Source organism: Mesorhizobium erdmanii (assembly GCF_013170725.1).
Taxonomy (GTDB): Bacteria; Pseudomonadota; Alphaproteobacteria; order Rhizobiales; family Rhizobiaceae; genus Mesorhizobium; species Mesorhizobium erdmanii.
This window is the reverse complement of sequence record NZ_CP033361.1, coordinates 2,137,044-2,156,229: the sequence shown is the minus strand read 5'-3', so window position 1 is coordinate 2,156,229 and position 19,186 is coordinate 2,137,044. Positions and strand designations below refer to the sequence as shown.

The window sequence follows — 19,186 nt, the reverse complement described above, 5'->3', positions numbered from 1 at the left end:
TTTCTGCTCCTAATACGCCAAGTGCACTACTTCTGGCGCGAGGTTTAACTAGCCCACAACTTCCCTCACCGGGCATATCTGGCTGCACGCTAATGCAACCGACGCGATTCCAGACTCCCAAGAAACTAGTTACAAGAAATGACGGTTGTTCAGGATTCCCGCCAGCGGTTACGCCTTTCCCCACGGGGCAGATGTGCTGATTCGGAAGGCGGGGCCGATGATCGTGATCGTTGACGAGCGAGAGCTCGTAACTGAGGGATACAATTCACTTTTTGATCGTGAGGGCGTCGCCTGCGCGGGCTTCGCGCCCGGCGAATTCGGCGAGTGGGTGAACTCGGCCGCCGACACCGACCTGCGTTCGGTGAGGGCCTTCCTGATCGGCGACTGCCGCGACGGCGCCATCTCTCCGCGCCAGATCCGCGACCGCACCGGCGCTCCGGTCATTGCGCTGAGCGAACAGCATTCCCTGGAGAACACGCTGCGGTTGTTCGAGAGTGGCGTCGACGACGTCATCCGCAAGCCCGTTCACATCAGGGAGATCCTGGCTCGCATCACCGCCATCCGCCGTCGCGCCCATGAGGATGTTGCCTACACCGAGATCGGCGCCATGCGCATCTTTATGGACGGCCGCGACCCCGAGATCGACGGCCAGCCATTGCCCTTGCCGCGTCGCGAACGCCGCATCCTCGAATATCTGGCGAGCAACCGTGGTCGCCGCGTCACCAAGACCCAGGTCTTCAACGCGATTTACGGCATCTTCGACGAAGAGGTCGAGGAAAACGTGGTCGAAAGCCACATCAGCAAATTGCGCAAGAAGCTGCGCGAGAAGCTGGGCACCGACCCGATCGACTCCAAACGTTTCCTCGGCTACCGGCTGGTGTTCTGATGCCGCGCCGCGCCAGCCTCGCGCAAGACAGGACGCGTAGCCTCGCTGCCAGTGGCATGGATATTGCGGAGACATCTCGATGAGCCTCTACGGAATGATGCGGACCGGCGTTTCCGGCATGAACGCCCAGGCAAACCGCCTCTCGACGACAGCCGACAACATCGCCAACTCCGATACCACCGGCTACAAGCGGTCCTCCGCCGAATTCTCGACGCTGATCATGCCGTCGACGGGCGGCGCTTACAATTCCGGCGGCGTCACCACGACGATCCGGCAGGCGGTAAGCGATCCCGGCGTGCTGCAGTACACCACCTCGGTGTCCGATCTCGCCGTCAGCGGTGATGGTTTCTTCGTCGTCCAGGACCCGAGCGGCACGCCATTCCTGACCCGCGCCGGCGCCTTCGTTCCGGACGCCCAGGGCAGGCTGGTCAACGCCGCCGGCTTCCAGTTGATGGCCTACAGCTACGCCAACGGTGTGCCGGCAGCGACCGTGAACGGTTTCGAAGGCCTGGAGCCCGTCGTCATCGCCGACCAGGGACTAACCGCAACGCCGAGCACCGAGGGTACCTACAGCGGCAATCTGCCGGCAGGCGCCACGCCGGTCGTCGCCGCCAACCTGCCCTCCACCAACTCGGCAGGCGCGCAATACACCTCGAAATCCTCGATGGTCGCCTACGACAATCTCGGCAACAAGAAACTGCTCGACGTCTATTTCACCAACACGGGAACCGGCACATGGGAAGTGTCGGTCTTCGATCAGTCCAAGGCGACCGCCGGAACATCGTTCCCCTACACGGGCGGTGCGCTGGGCACGGCCAACCTGACCTTCGACACCACCACCGGCAAGCTCACCGGCGCCGTCGACAGCGTCTCGCTTACGGTGCCCGGCGGCAGTGCCTTTTCGCTCGATCTGTCGACGCTGACGCAGCTGGGCGCCGGGTTCACGGTTTCCGACGCCCAGGTCAACGGCAACGCGCCTAGCACCATCGACAAGATCCAGATCAGCAAGGACGGCACCATCTACGCCCAGTACAAGGATGGTTCGACCAAGCCGCTCTACAAGATTCCGCTGGCCGACGTGCAGAGCCCCGACCAGCTCAAGGCGCTGCCCGGCAACGTCTACGCGCAAGGCACCGAGTCGGGCGCGATCCGTGTCGGTTTTGCCAATGAAGGCAGGGCCGGCTCGATCATCTCGGGCGCGCTCGAGAATTCCAACGTCGATATCGCCGAGGAATTGACCGACATGATCGCGGCGCAGCGCAGCTACACCGCCAATTCGAAAGTCTTCCAGACCGGTTCCGACCTGATGGACGTCCTTGTCAACCTGAAGAGATAAACCGGGCGTGGCCCGTGAAAGACCAGCATGTCGTTATCTTCCGCATTGAGCATCGCCCAATCGGCGCTTATGAGTACCTCGCGCCAGACCAGCGTTGTCACGCGCAACGTCTCGGACGCTTCCAATCCGGATTATACGCGCCGCATCGCCGTCGTCACCAGCACGGCGCCCGGCGCGCGTTCGGTTGATATCCAGCGCGTAACCAACGACCTGCTGTTCCGGCAGAATCTCAGCGCCTTGTCGGCCTATAGTGGCCAGAACGCGCTCTACAGCGGCATGGATCAGTTGGACGTGTCGGTCAATGGCGTCGACAACGCCTCCTCGCCCTCGACCGCCATCGCCAATCTGCAGCAGGCGCTGCAGCTCTACGCCACCTCGCCGTCCAACCAGAATCTCGGCTCGAGCGTCATCGACGCGGCCAAGCAGGTCGTTCGCTCCCTGAATGAAGGCTCCCAGGCCATTCAGGATTTCCGTACGCAGACCGATGGCCAAATCGACACGGCGGTGAAGGATCTCAACTCGCTGCTCGGCCAGTTCCAGGATGCCAACCAGGCGGTTATTTCCGGAACCCGCTCCGGGTCGGATGTTTCCGACGCGCTCGACCAGCGCGACGCGCTGCTGAAGAAGATCGCGGACTATGTCCCGATATCGACCTTCACACGCGGCGACAATGACATGGTCATCACCACCGGCGATGGCACCACTTTGTTCGAGACGATCCCGCGCTCGGTGAGCTTCACGCCATCGGCCGGCTACGCCGCCGGGGCCGCCGGCAACACCGTCTATATCGACAACGTGCCGGTCTCGGCGGGAAGCGGCGGCAACACCACCGCCAGCGGCAAGCTCGCCGGCCTGCTGCAGTTGCGCGACGGCGTCGCCTCGACCATGCAGGGCCAGCTCGACGAGACCGCGCGCGGCCTGATCACGGCCTTTGCCGAGACCGCGCCTTCGATGCCCAACGCCGCCGGCCTGTTCACCTGGTCCGGCGCGCCGGCGGTGCCGGCGGCGGGCACGTTGGTCAATGGACTGGCCGGCACGATCAGCATCAATGCGGCGATGGATCCGAGCGCCGGCGGCAATGCGACATTGCTGCGCGACGGCGGCGCCAACGGTGCTGCCTATGTCGCCAACACCAGTGGCGGCGCTTCCTACTCCAGCCTTCTGGTTGCCTATGGCGACCGGCTCGACCAGCCGATGACGTTCGACCCCGCGGCCGGCATTTCAGCTACCTCCAGCGTTTCCAACTACGCTGCCAATTCGATCGGCTGGCTCCAGGGCATGCGCCAGCAAGCTTCGACCGCCGCCGACGCCAAGGAGGCGCTGGCGCAGCGCAGTTCCGAGGCGCTGTCCAACGCGACCGGCGTCAATGTCGACCAGGAAATGTCGCTGATGCTCGACCTCGAACACACCTATCAGGCATCGGCCCGGATGATGAAGACCGTCGATGACATGATGACGGCCCTGTTGAACGCGGTGGGATAATCCATGACCTCAGTCTCCTCGGTCGCCCTCTCCAACGCCATGCGCTATCAGCAGATGCGCATGCAGGCCGACCTCGTCAAAGCCACGAAGGAATCTTCGACCGGCAAGGTCGCCGATGTCGGCCTGGCGCTGGGCGGACGCACCGCCCAGTCCGTCACCTTCCAGCGCGACCTTGACCGGCTGAACGTCATCGTCGATTCCAACGGGCTGGTGACCGCAAGGCTTGCGTCGACCCAGACCTCGCTCGGCCAGCTCTCGGGCGTGGCGCAGACCTTCCTCTCCAGCCTGACCACCGCGTCGTCGGGTGACAACTCCGACAGCCTGACCCAATCAACCGGCCAGACGACTATCCAGCAGCTTACCTCGATCCTCAACACCAGCGTCAACGGCGAATATCTGTTCGCTGGCACCAACACCGACGTCAAGCCGATCAATGATTTCACTGCCGCCGGCTCACCGGCCAAGGCCGCCTTCGACACTTCCTTCGTCGCCAAATTCGGCTTCACGCCCAGCGATCCGGCCGCGGCCAACATCACCACCGCCCAGATGGACGATTTCATCACCAACTATGTCACGCCGCAGTTCCTCGGCGCGGGTTGGCAGACAAACATGTCGAACGCCACCGACCAGCAGATCGTCAGCCGCATCGCGCTCAACGAAACCAGCGACACGTCGACCAGCGCCAACAGCGACGGCATCAAGAAGCTCGCAATGGCGTCCGCAATGGTTTCGAGCCTGATGTCCACCAACATCAGCCAGGCGGCGAAGGACAGCATCATCAGCCACTCGCAGACACTAGTCGGCGAGGCGCTGAGCGGCATCGCCCAGGCCCAGTCGGAGACCGGTATCGTGCAGAAGCGCGTCTCCGATGCCAGCGACCGCATGAAGACGCAGATCGACCTGTTCGAACGCCATATCCTCGATCTCGAAGCCGTCGACCCGGCCACGGCCGCCACCAAGGTCGCCGACCTGACGCAGCATATCGAGACGTCCTTCGCTTTGACAGCGCGCCTGCAGCAGCTCAGCCTGTTGAAATACCTGACCTGACAACTCGAGCGGAACGGTAGAGCCGACGATGTATCAATTTTCCTACGCCGACGTCCAAAGCACCTCCGTCTCGGACGCAAAGGAACGTGAGCGCGAGCTCCTGACCCGCTCGATCGACATGCTGTCGGCGGCCGCCGCGGCCGGTCAGGATTCGATGGAGGCGGTCGAGGCACTTCGATTCACCAACCGCGTCTGGACCGTCTTCGTCGAGGACCTCGGCTCCAGCGACAATGCGCTTCCCAAGGAGTTGCGCGCCAACCTGATTTCCATCGGCCTTTGGTTGCTGCGCGAGGCGGAGGACATCCGCCAGGGCCGTACCAACAATTTCGAAGGGCTGATCGAAGTGTCCCAGATCATCCGCGACGGCATTCAATGACCAACACGCTGAAGATATCGCTGAAGCCCAACGAGAAGATCTACATCAACGGCGCCGTGATCCGGGTCGACCGCAAGGTAACCATTGAACTGATGAACGACGTGCAGTTCCTGCTCGAAAGCCATGTGATCCAGGCCGACGATGCATCGACGCCGCTCAGGCAGCTGTATTTCATCGTGCAGGTCATGCTGATCAACCCGGTCGGCGCCGACGAGGCCCGCGAAATGTTCCGTCGCTCGCTGCCGCTGCTCATCGCAAGTTTCGAGGACGCCGAAATCTGCAGCGCGCTGAAGCAGATCGACCGCATGGTCGGCGAAGATCATATATACGAGGCATTGAAGGCGATACGTTCGCTCTATCCTCTCGAACGCCGCGCACTTGGCGGCAATGACGATGTTCCGGGCGCGCCGCGCCCGCTGGCCGTGGGAGCACGCTACTAATGACCGTGGACATGACGACGACAATACCGGTTGGCGCCAACCAGACCAGCACGCAAACCTCGAAGACAGCGGTCGACTACAACTCGTTCCTGAAGCTTCTGATCGCCGAGATGAAGAACCAGGATCCGACCAAGCCGATGGATTCGACGCAGTATGTCGCCCAGCTCGCCACCTTCTCGCAGGTCGAGCAGTCGGTGCAGACCAACACCAAGCTCGACCAGATCATGCAGTCTTCGGCGTTGTCGCAGGCCGACGCTCTGATAGGCCGCAACATCACCTCGGCCGACGGCAAGACCACCGGCACGGTGGCTTCGGTGACGCTCGGCAGCAACGGACTGATCGCGGTGCTGCAGGATGGCACCACGGTCCCCGTCGGCGCGGGCGTGTCGATCAAGCCGGCTAGCTAGGCCAACCTCTGATATGAACGAGGCCGACGCACTCGACATCGTCCAGTACGCAGTGTGGACGGTCCTGACCGCGTCCGCTCCGGTCGTGCTGGTCGCCATGGCGGTCGGCATCGGCATCGCCCTCATCCAGGCGCTGACGCAGGTCCAGGAAATCACCTTGACCTTCGTGCCGAAGATCGTCGCCATCATGTTGGTGGTGGCGCTCACCGGACCATTCATCGGTGGCCAGATATCGGCCTTTACCAACGTCATCTTCGAGCGCATCCAGAACGGGTTCTGACGCAACGGACGATGAGTGCGGCGATCTCCGTGCCGATGCGTCAGGATGGAACCGCTGCTTGCGGGCAGCTGGGTTGCGGTTAGACTGCCATTGTATCATCCGGCGCATCGCCGGGGCCAGATATCGCGGTATTTGTCTCAATGGCCTCTCATAAATCCCTGGATCAGCACAGGCAGACCGGCGAACCATGTGCGGCATAGCCGGCGTCTGGCGCAAGCGGAACCCGATCGGCGGCGGCGATCTCACCGATGTCGGCCGCATGATGCAGGCACTGGCGCATCGCGGCCCCGACGACCATGCCAGCTGGAACGACAGCCGGCTGGCGCTCGGTCACCGGCGTCTGTCGATCATCGATCTCTCGACACAGGCGCGCGAGCCGATGCTCACCGCCTGCGGCCAGGGCGTGCTGGTCTACAATGGCGAGGTCTACAACTACCGGGCCCTGCGCGCGACACTTGAAACAGAAGGCAGGCGGTTCAGGACGGTTTCGGATGCCGAAGTGGTGCTCGAAGCCTTGCACCATTGGGGACCGGACAAGGCCATCCCGCTGTTCGACGGCATGTTCTCGCTCGCCTATTTCGACGCCCGAGCGACCACGCTCTGGCTGGCGCGCGATCGCCTCGGCATCAAGCCGATGTCGGTGGCCGAGACGCCTGAGCGCATCCTCTTCGCCTCCGAGGACAAGGCGATCCTGGCCTGTGACGACGCCGCCCGCGCCATCGATGCGCGCGAAATCACCTTGCGTCTTGCCTGGCAGAGCCGCGACTCCAGCTCCAGCCTGTTCGAAGGCATAGAGCGGCTGCCGCCGGCGGGACTGTGGAAGATCACCGATGCCGGGATTGAAAAGCGCTGTTTCTGGCATGTCCTCGATGTGCTCGATGCGGCCCGCATTGCCGGCGACACCGCCACCGACGCCGAGCATATGGCATCGCTGGAAGCGCTGATCGAAGACAGCGTCGGGCTGCACTGCGTTGCCGATACCAGGCTGGCTGCGGCCTGCAGCGGCGGCGTCGATTCCGGTCTCGTCACGACGCTGGCAAAGCGGTTCCGGCCGGAGCTGACGGCCTATGTCGTCGATCCGCGCCTCGGCCACAGCGAAGCCGAAGACGCCGAACGCACCGCCCGTCATGCCGGCGTGCCGCTGAACAGGGTGGCCGTCGACAAGGACCGGTTCCTTGAACTCTGGCCAAGAACCATCTGGCATCTCGAAAGCGACGGCTGGCATGCAAGCCATGCCTGCCTGCTGGCGCTTGCCGAGCAGTGCCGCGCCGACGGCATCAAGGTGCTGTTGACCGGGGAAGGCGCCGACGAGCTCTTTGGCGGCTACGACTGGCAGGAAGCCAGCATGCGGCCGTGGCGACCCTGGTCATGGCCGCAGCGGCTGTTTCGCTCCAAGGCCCGGCTTGCCCGCCGGTTCGAGCGCCAGCGTCACGCCCCCTTTCGGACATCGCTCGCCGGTGACCGTGGCTGGGACCGCAACATCGTGCTCAGGGCGTTGTCGCCGGAACTGAATTTCCTTCAGACGAAGATCTTCGACCGCCTCGAGCCTGTCGCATCACTCAGCGATCGCGCCTTCCTGGGATGCTGCCTTCAAGACATGTATGCGCATCTGCAGGACCTGTTGAACAGGCATGACCGGCTCAGCATGGCGGCTTCGGTGGAGCTCAGGGTGCCGTTCCTCGAAAACCGGTTGATCGACTTCGCGATCCACCTGCCGAGGCGGCACAAATACCGCCACAAGCAGGGAAAATGGCTGCTGAAGAAGGTCGCTGAAAAGCACATTCCGCTTCAGAACGTGAATGCTCGCAAGAACGGCTTCCAGGTATCGAACAATTTCACCACGGGTACGGAAGGCCTGCTGCGCGCCGGCTTGCTGCGCGACGTCATGAAGTGGCCGGCGGCTTCGGTCGAGGACCTGATCGGCTTGGCAAGGCGAGACGAGCCGTCGCGGCTGCGGCTGGTCGGCATGGAGCTCTTCCTCCGCCTGCACGCCGACGGCCAGACCACCGGCCAGCTCACCGAAGCGCTGCGTGCCGCGGTCAGGGACGCGCGCTGAGACCATGTCAGCGGCGCCGATACCGGCGTGGCCCTCCTCTATCCCCTGGTTGGACCATGATCTTGCCCGCATGACATTCGCCCTTTCCGGCGTGATGCCATAGTTTCGGCAAACGATGCGGAGAAACCGCAGAAATCAGCACGCCGAGGCAGGAACCCATCGATGATTGACGAGAAACCGGACAGCGAAGGCGTTTCGGCGCTGGCGCCATTCCGGCATGGCATTTTCCGAGCTGTCTGGTCCGCAAGTCTCGTTTCCAATTTCGGTGGCCTGATCCAGGGCGTCGGCGCCGCCTGGATGATGACCACGATCGCCACCTCGTCCTATCAGGTCGCCCTGGTCCAAGCCTCGACCACCCTGCCGATCATGCTGTTCGCGCTCGTCGCTGGCGCCATCGCCGACAGCTTCGACCGGCGCAAGGTGATGCTGGTCGCGCAGACCTTCATGCTGGTCGTTTCGGTGCTTCTGACCGTATTCACTTACTATCACCTGCTCACGCCCTGGACGCTGCTGGCCTTCACCTTCCTGATCGACAGCGGCACGGCGCTCAACAGCCCGTCCTGGCAGGCGTCCGTCGGCGACATGGTGCCCCGCAACAAGGTCCCGGCGGCCGTGGCATTGAACTCGATGGGCTTCAACCTGACGCGCAGCGTCGGCCCGGCGATCGGCGGCATCATCGTCGCGGCCGCCGGTGCCGCCGCGGCCTTCGCGGCGAACGCGGTGAGCTATATCGGCCTCATCATCGTGATGGCGCGCTGGAGGCCTGACGTGCCGGTATCGACCTTGCCGCGCGAGTCGCTGGGTGCCGCCATGGGGGCCGGCCTGCGCTATGTCGCCATGTCGCCCAACATCGGCAAGGTGCTGGTCAGAGGCGCGGCCTTCGGCTTCAGCGCCGGCGCCGTCCTGGCGTTGTTGCCGCTCGTCGCCCGCGATGTCGTCAAGGGTGATGCCTTGACCTACGGCATCATGCTTGGCTCCTTCGGCATCGGCGCCGTCGGCGGCGCGCTGATCAGCGTGCGGCTGCGGCAATTGCTCTCCAGCGAGACGATGGTACGCAGCGCCTTCGCCGGCTTCGCCGTCTGCGCCTTCAACGCAGCGATCAGCCATCACGCCTGGCAGACCTCGCTCGGCCTGCTGGTCGGCGGCGCCTGCTGGGTGATCGCGCTGTCGCACTTCAACGTCACCGTGCAGATGGCGACGCCGCGCTGGGTGGTCGGCCGGGTGCTGTCGGTCTACCAGACCGCGACCTTCGGCGGCATCGCTCTCGGCAGCTGGATCTGGGGCGTCGTCGCCGACGCGCATGGCGCCGAGACCGCGCTGATCGCCGCCGCCATCGCCATGCTGGCCGGCGGCGCCATCGGCCTCGTACTGCCGCTGCCGCAGCAGCAGGTGCTCAACCTCGACCCGCTCAACCGTTTCAAGGAACCGCATCTGGCGCTCGACCTGAAGCCGCGCAGCGGTCCCATCGCCATCATGATCGAGTACATCATTCGCCACGAGGACGAGGCGGAATTCCTCCTCACCATGGCCGAGCGCGGCCGCATCCGCCGCCGTGACGGCGCCCGCAACTGGACGCTGGCGCGCGATCTCGAAAATCCCACAATATGGATCGAGCACTATCACACGCCGACCTGGCTCGAATACGTGCGCCACAATGGCCGCATCACCCACGCCGACGCCATGGTCGGCGAGCGCCTGCGAGCTTTGCACAGCGGCGACGAGCCGCCGCGCGTGCGCCGCGTCATCGAGCGTCCGACCACCGCCGGCACCGCGCTGGTGATGGCCAAGGGACCGATCGAGCACTGATCCGGTGCAGCTGATACCGATCGATCAGCCGGCCGACTGGATCATGTAGAGCTTGCGCGTGGTCTCGCGGATCCGCCATTCGCCCTTCCATCCCTGCGGCAGCACGAGAAGGTCGCCCGGCCCCAGTTCACGCACCTCACCGTCGGCGCGGCTCACTTCCACCCGCCCCGAAATGATGTGGCAGATCTCCGACGATCCCGACCGGTCGGCGGTGAAGCGGCCGGGCGTGCATTCCCAAATGCCGATATCGACGGTTCCGTCCGGTGACTGGAAAAGCGAACGCGCCGCCTCGACCTGATTTCCCTCGATGGAAGTCGGCTTAGGCGAGAACGCACCGATGTCGGTCTCGGCGAGATCGTGGAAGGTCGACAGATCGATCAAATTGGACTCCATTGATCAGTGGCCCGTGAGGCTATCGGCAAGCGCGGCCAGTTTCGATGTGTGCGCAAGGCCAGCGGCTTCACGGCCATCAGCGATGCGATAAAGCTGGTACATCGAATGGACGCCGAGCCAACGGAAAGGCTCCGGCTCCCATGGCCGGACCTTGCGGTTGACCCAGGGCAGGCGCGTCAGCTCCGTCTCCTGGCCAAGGATCAGGTCGGCGAGCGTGCGCCCCGAAAGATTGGAGCTCGATACGCCAAGCCCGACATAGCCGCCGGCCCAGCCGATGCGGGTCGCGGGATCGAGACCGACGGTCGTGCACCAGTCGCGCGGCACGCCGAGCACGCCGCACCAGGCGTGGTCGATGCGGCACCCCGCCGTTTGCGGCAGAAGCGTCGTCAGGATCGTGTGCAACTGGTCGATCGTCGCCTGCTGCGTCTGCCCGTTGACGTCGGTGCGCGAGCCATAGCGGTAGGGCACGCCGCGCCCGCCCATGGTGATGCGCCCCTCGCGCGTGCGCTGGGCATAGCAATAGGCGTGGGCGGCGTTGCCGAGAAGCTCATGGCCCTCCCACCCGATCTGACGCCAAAGCTCCGGCGACAGCGGCTCGGTGACGATCTGCGCGCTGTTGAGCGCCAGCCAGGTCCGCTCCTCGCCGGGGATGCCCGCCGTAAAACCCTCCGTCGCGCGGATGATGGTTTCCGCCCGCACCGTGCCGCGGTCGGTCGTCACGCTGCCCTTGGCGATGGCCGTCACCGTCGTCTTCTCGTAGATCAGCACACCCAGCCGCTCGACGGCGGCGGCAAGCCCGCGCACCAGCTTGGCCGGCTGCACCCGCGCCTGGCCGTGAACGACGAAGCCGCCCATGACATCGCGCACATTGATGCGCGCCCGCGTTGCCGCCTGGTCCAGCATCTCGACGCGGTCCGGGTCGACGTCCCAGGCGCGAATCGTTTCGCACTCCTCGCGCGCGCGTTCGAGCTGCGCGGGATTGGTCGCCACCGTCAGATTGTCGACGCGGCGGATATCGGCATCGATGCCTTCCGCGCTCGCCACCCGGATCACCTCGTCGACGCAGCCCGCCATCGCCGCCTGCATGGCGCTCACGCCTTGCCGGGTCGATGTCTTGAGATATTTTTCGCGCGACCAGCTGAAACCACCCGACAGCCAGCCGCCATTGCGGCCCGAGGCGCCGAAGCCGGCGAACTCGCGCTCGATCAGCGCGATGCGCAACGAAGGCCTGGCCTTCTTCAGATAATAAGCGGTCCACAGCCCGGTATAGCCGGCGCCGACGATCGCGACATCGGCGTCGATATCGCCAGGCAAGGGTGGCCGGAATGCTGGAACCCCTCCCATATCCGCATACCAGAACGATATGTCGCCGTTGCGTTTGGCTTGCATGGAATGACTTCCGCTAGAGCAATTCCAGGAAAAGTGTGAAGCGGTTTTCCGTCCGGAATTGCGTTGAAACAAACATGATCAGGTCAGTGTCGCATCGGCCGTGCTGTCGTCGGCCAGAAGCTTGGCATCGGCACCGTCGAAGCAGAGCTCCACCTCGTCGCCTAGGCCAAAACTGTCGCCGGTCAGCGGCGAGCGCACGATCGCCGTGGAGCCGTCAGCGAGCCTGACTTCATATTTCGATCCCGAGCCTAGATAGATGGCCTCGGCGATCGTCCCCGGCAGCCGGTTGGTGGTGCCTGCCGCGTCCTGGCCGGGCCGGCGGATGGCGAGCTTTTCGGGGCGCAGCAGCATGACCGGACGCGCTTCGCCGGCGATCCGCCGCGGCGCCGTCACCGTCTCGCCGGCAATGGTCAGCGCCGTGCTCGCGCCGTCGCTTCGCCCCTCTCCGCGCAGCACCGTGGAATCGCCGATAAAGCGGCCGACGAACAGCGTCGCCGGTTCATCATAGAGCTCGCGGCCGCTGCCGACCTGCTCGATCCGCCCGCGATTGAACACGGCGATGCGGTCCGACAGAACCAGCGCCTCCTCCTGGTCGTGCGTCACATAGACGAAGGTGGTGCCGAGCTCGCGGTGGATGCGCTTGATCTCGAGCTGCAGCCATTCGCGCAGCTTCTTGTCGAGTGCGCCGAGCGGCTCGTCCATCAGCAGCAGCGGCGGGTCGAAGACGATGGCGCGTGCGAGCGCCACGCGCTGCTGCTGGCCGCCCGACAGTTCGCTGGGATAGCGATGCGCGAAGTCGCCCATCTTGACCATGTCGAGTGCATGGCCGACGCGACGTTCGCGTTCCGCCCCAGTGATGCCACGCAGCGTCAGCGGGTAGGCAACGTTGCGGCCGACGCTCATATGCGGGAACAGCGCGTAGTGCTGGAAGACGACGCCGATGTTGCGCTTGTGCGCCGGCACGCCGACGACGTTCTTGCCGCCGACCAGCAGCTTGCCGCTCGTCAGATCGGTGAAGCCGGCCACGACATTCAGCGTCGTCGTCTTGCCGGAGCCGCTCGGGCCGAGCAGCGTCATGAACTCGCCGGGCTCGATCCGCAGCGACACGCCGTCCAGTGCCTTGAAGCCGCCATAGGCCTTGCTGACCCTATCGAGATCGATCGCCGCGCCCTTGCTCTTTTCTCCCGGCTTCATTGGCGTCCTTTCCGCTCGCGACCAAGAAGAAGCATGCCCCCGCCGATCAGGATCGTGGTGGCGAAAAGTAGGATGGTGCCGACGGCGGCAACGGTCGGGTCGGCGTCTCGGGTGATGGAGGAGAATATCTGCACGGGCAATGTCTTGAGGTAGGGGTTGGTGATGAACAGCGACACGACGATCTCGTCGAAGGACGTGGCGAAGGCGAAGAGCAGGCCGGACAGGATGCCGGGCAGGATGAGCGGCAGCGTTACCGCGCGGAACGCGGTCAGCGCTCCCGCGCCGAGGCTCGCCGCCGCCGTCTCGAGGCGCCTGTCGAACACTTCGAGGCTGGCGGAGACCGCGATCAGCACGAAGGGTAGCGCAAGGATGGTGTGGGCAAGCACGAAGCCCAGCAGCGTGCCGACGAGATGGGTGTCGAGATAGACGGCATAGATGCCGATGGCCAGCACCACGCCCGGCACCACCATCGGCGTCAGCATCAGCATCCGCAACAGATTGGCCGGCCCGGCCCGCATGCGATCGAGGCCGAAGGCCGCGAGCGTGCCGAGCACCGTCGCCAGCACCGCCACCACCGAGGCGACCTTGAGCGAGTTGAGGAAGCTCGACGACCAGTCCGGATTGGTGAAGAAGTTCTGGTACCACTGCCAGGAGAAGCCCTGCGGCGGAAAGGCGAGCGACTTGTTGGCGTTGAACGACATCGGCACGACGACCAGCGTCGGCGCCACGAGCCAGATCGCCACCAGCAGGCAGACGAGGCCGAGGATCGCGCGGGTGAGCGGCTTGATCTCCATCAGTGCCGCCCCGCTTCCCGGTATCGCGAGCGCATCACCGGTGCTGCAAGCGCCAGAAGCACGAACGTGGTGACGAGCAGGACCACGCCCATGGCGCCGCCGCGACCCCATTGCAGCAGGCTGAGCACCTGGGTCTGCACCAGCGTCGACAGCATCGTCGAGCGCGGTCCGCCGAGCAGCGCCGGCGTGATGTAGAAGCCCAGTGCCAGGATGAAGACGATGATCGCGCCGGCATAGACGCCGGGCAGCGACAGCGGCAGGTAGACGGTGAAGACGCGCGTGAAGGTCGTGCACCCAGGCTTTGCGCCGCCCGCATCAGCCTGAGGTCGATGCCCTTCATCACCGAATAGAGCGGCAGGATCATGAAGGGCAGAAGCACCTGTGCCATGCCGATCACCACGCCGGTCTGGGTACGGATCAGCCGGATGCCTTCGAAACCCGCCGACCTCAGCAGCGAATTGATGACGCCTGAATCCTGCAGCAGGATCACCCAGGAAAGCGTGCGCACCACGCCGCTGACCCAGAACGGGATGAGCACGCAAAGCACCAGGACGAGCCGCACGCGCGGTCCGACGGCGGTCATCAGATAGGCGTAGGGATAAGCGCAGATCAAGCAGACGATCGTCACCCAGGCCGAGATGGTGAAAGTGCGCTGGAGCACGATGAGATTGACCGGCGCGCCGAAGAACCAGACATAGTTCTGAACGCCCCATTGCGGCTCCGACAGGCTGCGCAGCACGATGGTAAGCAGCGGGTAGCCGATCACGGCGACCAGCAGGAGGAGCGCCGGCAGCGTGAGCGCGAACGGCCGCCATGCCCATCCTGCCCGGTTCGGGGCGGACGGCGTCGTCGGTTCGAGCGCGCTCACGGGCCTAGCCTCTTTCTCAGCCGGTCAGTTGCCGGCCATCAGCGCCGACCATTTTTCCTGCGCCACCGCGAAGTTCGGGACCCAGAACTTGAAGTTCTGCTTGTAGCCCTGCTTCTGGCGGTCCGCAGTATTGGTCAGGAAGGCGGCGACGGAAGCGTCGACCTTGGGGTGCGCGTCGCTGTTGATCGGCGTGTAGGACGTCTGTTCCGCCAGGACTTCCTGCGCGTGCTTGCCAAGATAGGCATTGAGCAGCGCGTAGGATGCGTCCGTATCCTTGACGCCGACAGGGATCGTCATCTGGTCCATCACCACCAGCCAGTCCTGCCAGGCGGGCGCATATTTGGCGCCGTTCTTGACCGCGGTCATGGCGCGGCCGGTCCACATCATCAGCATGTCCGCCTCGCCGGATTCCGCCAACTGCTGCGATTCAGCACCGGTCTTCCAGAAAATGGTATCCGGGCCGAGCTTGCGGACCACGTCGATCGCCTTGTCGATATCGGCCACCGTCATCGCCTTCGGGTCGCCGCCGGCAACCTTGAACGCCTGTTCGAGCAAGCCGCCGGTCGGGCTGCCGGAGCCGTCGATGCCGCGCACGCCGGGGAATTTCTGCGTGTCGAAGAAGTCGGCCCAGCTCTTGGGTGGGTTATCCTTGTACTTTTCCTTGTTGTACATCAGCACGACGCCGTAGTTCATCGCCGGCACCGAGCATTCGCCGACCTGGCCTTCCGGGATTTTCGAGACGTCGAGCTTGGTCAGATCCAGCTTCTGGAACAGCTTGCCGCAGTAGACGTATGGCGGCAGGTCGTCGATATCGACGACGTCCCAGGTGACATTGCCGGACTCGACCTGCGCCTGCAGCTTGGCGATCTCTGTCGGGCCGTCATTGAGCAGCTTGACGCCGGACTTGTCGACGAATTCCTTCAGCGCCGCCGCCTGGCCGTCCTGGTAGATGCCGCCATAGGAAACGAATGTCAGGGTCTTGCCCTTGAGCGAACCTTCCCTGACCTCGCCCGCCACTGGCTTGTCCTGCGCAAAGGCCGCGCCGGCCACGACGCCAAGCGCCAGAATGGCGCCAAGGCCTGCATATCTCGATTTGAACATCACGCTAACTCTCCCATTCATGCCCGCGTTTTGGATAGGACCTACCTGGCCGCGAGCGGTTTCCAGGTCGTGTATTGGTCGAGTTCGGCGCGCACCGAGGTCGGCGGCGCGATGATCCACATCACTTCGGCCCGGCCACTGCCGATGTTCTCTGAGCGATGCGGTGTCGATGTCGTGTATTCGATGCTGTCGCCCTCTTCGAGCACGTGCCTGGCCTCTCCGAGCGAGACCTCGACGATCCCGCGCAGCACGACGAGCATCTCGTGCGCGTCGCCATGGGTGTAGCGATCTGGCCCGGTCGACCCGCCAATGTCGAATTCCCCGACATAGACTTCCATGTCGCTCAGCGGCGGGCGCGACAACAGCATCTTGCGGCAACCGTCGCTGGGCGGCAGGCTTGGCCGCTCGCTTCGTCTCAGAACGCCATGGTTTTGCGCCGTGCTTTCCTCGAACAGCATGGCGACGCTGACGCCGAGCGCCGAAGCCATCTGGTTGAGTGAGGCGGTGCTGGCGCCGGTCAGGCCGCGTTCAAGCTGGCTGATGAAACTCGCACTCGTCCCGGTCGCCTCCGCAAGCTCCCGAAAGGACAGCCGGCGGGCGAGGCGAAGGCTCTTGAGGCGCATGCCCAGCACTTGATGGGCATGCGTCGCGGCCGATGCATCGCCTGCCTTTACCGAAACCTGGCCGGAAACCTTGCGCATGCGGTCTTCCACTCCACTTAACGGTTTGTACAGTGAGACTGTACAAATGGCAAGACGCGCGCGGACGCAATCACGCTATGTCAGAGCCGGATTGCAAGCAGCGGGATATGTCAGCGACAGCAGGATGTGCCTACCGGTCGACATAGGGAGGTGCAGAAGACTTCCCTAGCCCTCGCCCGACAGGTCGCGGCGGGCCTTTTCGAGTTCTTCGGCATAGCGCCGCATCAGATGGCCCTCGGTCAGCAAACCGAGCACGATGTGGTCGGTGAAATCCTCGACCACCGCCAATTCCTCGGCGCCGGCGCGCTGGAACGTCTCGGCTGCGGTTTGCACGTTCATGCTGGGCACCAGGACGGCATTCTTGTACTGGGCAAGATCGCGCACCGGCACCTCGCCGTCGGACGGATCGCTGTGCAGTTCGGCGACGATCAGCACGCCGACATACTGATCCCCCGGGTCGACGGCGATGACGCGCTGTGCCGAACCGAGCGGGATTTCCTTGCGAAAGGCGGCCAACGTCGTCGAGGCATCGATGGTCTTGATGTCCTCGCGCATCATCGAGCCGACGGTGAGACTGCGCATCCAGCCGACATCGTGGGCACTGCGGATCGTCTCGCCGCGCAGGTGGAAGCGCCATGTCGAGAACGAATAGCCGAAGGTTTCACGCACCAGGATCGCCGCCATGATCGAGGCCGCCAGGACGACGCCGGTGAGCGTCAGGTCACGGGTCGATTCCAGTGCCAGGAAGGTCATGGTCAGCGGCCCGCCGACGACACCGACGGCAAGCGAGGTCATGCCGACGACGGCGGCAACCGAGGGGTCGATGCCGGTCGCCGGCGAGAGCAGCGCCATCACACCGGCGAATGACTTGCCAAGCAGAGCCCCGAGAAACAGCGAGGCGAAGAACAGGCCACCGCGAAAGCCCGAGCCCAGCGAGATTGCCGACGCCGCGAGCTTGAGTACGAAGACGCTGGCGACCGCGGCCAGCCCGTAGTTCATGGCGAATTCGCGGTGCAGGGCGCCATGGCCGCTGGACAGGACCTGCGGCGTGATCAGCCCCAGCAGGCCGACGAGGACGCCGCCGATGACCGGGCGCAGCGAGGCATCGACCGAGAGCCTGTTGAAACCGCGTTCGATCAGCGTCACCAGTTGCATGATGGCGATCGAAGCCGCGCCGCCCAGCAGGCCGAGCAGCAGGAACGGCACGTACTGGCTCGCGGTGAGCTGCGGCAATCCTGAAAGTTCGAGCGGAAACGGCACGCCGCCGAACATCTCGGCGGTGAGCGAGGCTGAGATCGCTGCTGTCATGACAGGCGCGACATTGGCGACCGAATAGATGCCGATGACCAGCTCGAAACCGTAGAAGGCGCCGGTCAGCGGCGCGTCGAAAGCGGCCGCGATGGCACCGGCCGCACCACAGCCGACCATGATGCGGACATCGTTGCGGCGCAGCTTGAACAAACGCGCCAGCCGCGAGGCCAGACCGGAGCCGACTTGCGTGTAGCCCGCCTCCAGCCCGACGGAAGCGCCGAAACCGCTGGAGATCATGGTCTGGCTGGCGATGATGAACGTATCGGTCAGCGACATGCGCCCGCCATAGAGCGCGTTGGCCTCGATCGGATCGACCGGCGTGCGGATCCTGCGCTTCCTCAGCCAGATGACGCTTAAACCCAGCAGTATGCCGCCGATCGCAGGCACCAGCGCCTGCAGAGGATTGCCGAGCGAGAACATGCCGGATAGCCGGCCGCCGGGCTGGACCCCAAACAGCAACCCATGCAGGTCCTGCACGATCTGGCTCATCGCGGTGACCAGTATGCCCGCCATGACGCCGACGATTCCGGCCAGGAGGACCACGGCGATGCCGCGCGCCTCGAGCAGGGGAATTGACCTCAGAAGCACCGCGCGTAGCCGGCGGGCGTAGACTTGTGGTTGGTTTCTGGAAAGCACCGGATGGCTCGCCGATAATCGAAAGGCTATGGCAGACCCGCCTGATACGCCGGGCAGCATGACATGACAACCACAATGGCGACATCAAAGGCGCCATTATGGCCGTGAGACCGGCTGATTTCGGTCTTTGCCGCACTGCACGGGTGACGCAACCGGTTCGCCGTCAGTCCGGTATGGTCAGCGGCCCGCAATCGTCGTCGGCGATGAAGGTCGCCAGCAATTCAGCGGGCTCGGTGGTGCTGGCATTCTCGGCAAAGAGATGGACTGTGCCGGGCGGCTCGAACCAGGTCTGCCCCTTTGTGTAGGTGCCGGCGGGACCGCCCTCGAGTTGCGAGCGCAGCGTGCCCTTGAGGACAAAGGCGCTGACCGAGCCTGGATGCCGGTGGCGCGGCGTGAACCCGTTTGGCGGAAATGCCACGATCACCGTGGTGATCGACTTGCCTGGCACGTTGGGCAACTTTTCGCAGGAGATCGGCGTGACGACCGTCTTCGGCCGCGCCCCGGCGGCGCCGTCCGCATTGATGTTTGCCATGTCCATGTGCGTTTCCATGCCATCAGGCACGGTGCCAATGAGACCCGGGCCGGCCCACTTTGCCGTCAGCGTGAACAAAATCCCGACAGCGCTGACGGCGATAAGGGATTGGCCGGCGCGCGAACGAACTTGATTGCCGATCATATCGAAA

General features: G+C 64.4%; 18 protein-coding genes and 1 pseudogene. 10 read left to right on the top strand and 9 right to left on the bottom strand.

Translation table 11 applies throughout. From position 1 onward, the window contains the following. Window positions 1-217 precede the first annotated feature (217 nt). From EB233_RS10420 to EB233_RS10375, 10 genes are all read left to right on the top strand, one after another. Window positions 218-886: a response regulator transcription factor gene (locus EB233_RS10420; RefSeq protein WP_010911291.1), complete on the top strand. Its 669-nt coding sequence runs from the start codon at window positions 218-220 to the stop codon at window positions 884-886. A 79-nt stretch (window positions 887-965) separates the two neighbouring features. Next, window positions 966-2,222, top strand: a complete 1,257-nt coding sequence (locus EB233_RS10415; protein WP_027056819.1) for a flagellar hook protein FlgE — start codon at window positions 966-968, stop codon at window positions 2,220-2,222. A 27-nt stretch (window positions 2,223-2,249) separates the two neighbouring features. Further along, window positions 2,250-3,704: a flagellar hook-associated protein FlgK gene (gene flgK / locus EB233_RS10410; RefSeq protein WP_064988945.1), complete on the top strand. Its 1,455-nt coding sequence runs from the start codon at window positions 2,250-2,252 to the stop codon at window positions 3,702-3,704. Window positions 3,705-3,707: 3 nt separating this feature from the next. After that, the gene (locus EB233_RS10405; RefSeq protein ID WP_064988946.1) at window positions 3,708-4,751 is read left to right on the top strand and encodes a flagellar hook-associated family protein; all 1,044 of its coding nucleotides are present in this window, start codon (window positions 3,708-3,710) and stop codon (window positions 4,749-4,751) included. Window positions 4,752-4,779: 28 nt separating this feature from the next. After that, window positions 4,780-5,127 (top strand): flagellar biosynthesis regulator FlaF, encoded by a 348-nt coding sequence (flaF, locus tag EB233_RS10400; RefSeq protein ID WP_027056816.1) that lies wholly within the window; start codon window positions 4,780-4,782, stop codon window positions 5,125-5,127. Further along, window positions 5,124-5,567 (top strand): flagellar biosynthesis repressor FlbT, encoded by a 444-nt coding sequence (gene flbT, locus EB233_RS10395; protein ID WP_027056815.1) that lies wholly within the window; start codon window positions 5,124-5,126, stop codon window positions 5,565-5,567. The genes flaF and flbT overlap by 4 nt, the downstream gene beginning before the upstream one ends. Then, window positions 5,567-5,974: a flagellar hook assembly protein FlgD gene (flgD, locus tag EB233_RS10390; RefSeq protein ID WP_027030837.1), complete on the top strand. Its 408-nt coding sequence runs from the start codon at window positions 5,567-5,569 to the stop codon at window positions 5,972-5,974. Before flbT ends, flgD begins: the two co-directional genes overlap by 1 nt. 13 nt (window positions 5,975-5,987) lie before the next feature. Then, window positions 5,988-6,254 (top strand): flagellar biosynthesis protein FliQ, encoded by a 267-nt coding sequence (fliQ, locus tag EB233_RS10385; protein WP_013893193.1) that lies wholly within the window; start codon window positions 5,988-5,990, stop codon window positions 6,252-6,254. A 187-nt stretch (window positions 6,255-6,441) separates the two neighbouring features. Continuing rightward, entirely contained in the window at window positions 6,442-8,310 is a 1,869-nt protein-coding gene (gene asnB, locus EB233_RS10380) for an asparagine synthase (glutamine-hydrolyzing) (RefSeq protein WP_064988947.1), read from the top strand. Between the two features lie 162 nt (window positions 8,311-8,472). Then, a complete protein-coding gene (locus tag EB233_RS10375) occupies window positions 8,473-10,116 on the top strand; it encodes an MFS transporter (RefSeq protein ID WP_064988948.1) in 1,644 nt (547 codons plus the stop codon). 24 nt (window positions 10,117-10,140) lie between these two features. Here the strand turns inward: EB233_RS10375 and EB233_RS10370 are convergent, their stop codons facing one another. The 9 genes and pseudogenes from EB233_RS10370 to EB233_RS10330 all read right to left on the bottom strand — a co-directional run bounded on the left by EB233_RS10370 (window position 10,141) and on the right by EB233_RS10330 (window position 19,179). Then, window positions 10,141-10,509 (bottom strand): cupin domain-containing protein, encoded by a 369-nt coding sequence (locus tag EB233_RS10370; RefSeq protein ID WP_081294002.1) that lies wholly within the window; start codon window positions 10,507-10,509, stop codon window positions 10,141-10,143. Between the two features lie 3 nt (window positions 10,510-10,512). Continuing rightward, the gene (locus EB233_RS10365) at window positions 10,513-11,898 is read right to left on the bottom strand and encodes an NAD(P)/FAD-dependent oxidoreductase (protein WP_064988949.1); all 1,386 of its coding nucleotides are present in this window, start codon (window positions 11,896-11,898) and stop codon (window positions 10,513-10,515) included. A gap of 78 nt (window positions 11,899-11,976) precedes the next feature. Then, entirely contained in the window at window positions 11,977-13,092 is a 1,116-nt protein-coding gene (locus tag EB233_RS10360; RefSeq protein ID WP_064988950.1) for an ABC transporter ATP-binding protein, read from the bottom strand. Continuing rightward, window positions 13,089-13,886, bottom strand: a complete 798-nt coding sequence (locus tag EB233_RS10355; protein ID WP_064988951.1) for an ABC transporter permease — start codon at window positions 13,884-13,886, stop codon at window positions 13,089-13,091. Before EB233_RS10355 ends, EB233_RS10360 begins: the two co-directional genes overlap by 4 nt. Continuing rightward, window positions 13,886-14,754, bottom strand: a pseudogene (locus EB233_RS10350) (ABC transporter permease). Before EB233_RS10350 ends, EB233_RS10355 begins: the two are co-directional and overlap by 1 nt. A gap of 24 nt (window positions 14,755-14,778) precedes the next feature. Continuing rightward, window positions 14,779-15,855 carry an extracellular solute-binding protein gene (locus EB233_RS10345; RefSeq protein ID WP_064988952.1) on the bottom strand — a complete coding sequence of 359 codons (1,077 nt, stop codon included), beginning with the start codon at window positions 15,853-15,855 and terminating at the stop codon, window positions 14,779-14,781. A 41-nt stretch (window positions 15,856-15,896) separates the two neighbouring features. Next, the gene (locus EB233_RS10340) at window positions 15,897-16,556 is read right to left on the bottom strand and encodes a helix-turn-helix domain-containing protein (protein ID WP_064989000.1); all 660 of its coding nucleotides are present in this window, start codon (window positions 16,554-16,556) and stop codon (window positions 15,897-15,899) included. 165 nt (window positions 16,557-16,721) lie between these two features. Next, entirely contained in the window at window positions 16,722-18,503 is a 1,782-nt protein-coding gene (locus EB233_RS10335; protein WP_064988953.1) for a chloride channel protein, read from the bottom strand. A gap of 163 nt (window positions 18,504-18,666) precedes the next feature. Further along, complete coding sequence (locus EB233_RS10330; protein WP_064988954.1) at window positions 18,667-19,179, bottom strand: cupin domain-containing protein; 513 nt, start codon at window positions 19,177-19,179, stop codon at window positions 18,667-18,669. Window positions 19,180-19,186: the final 7 nt, after the last annotated feature.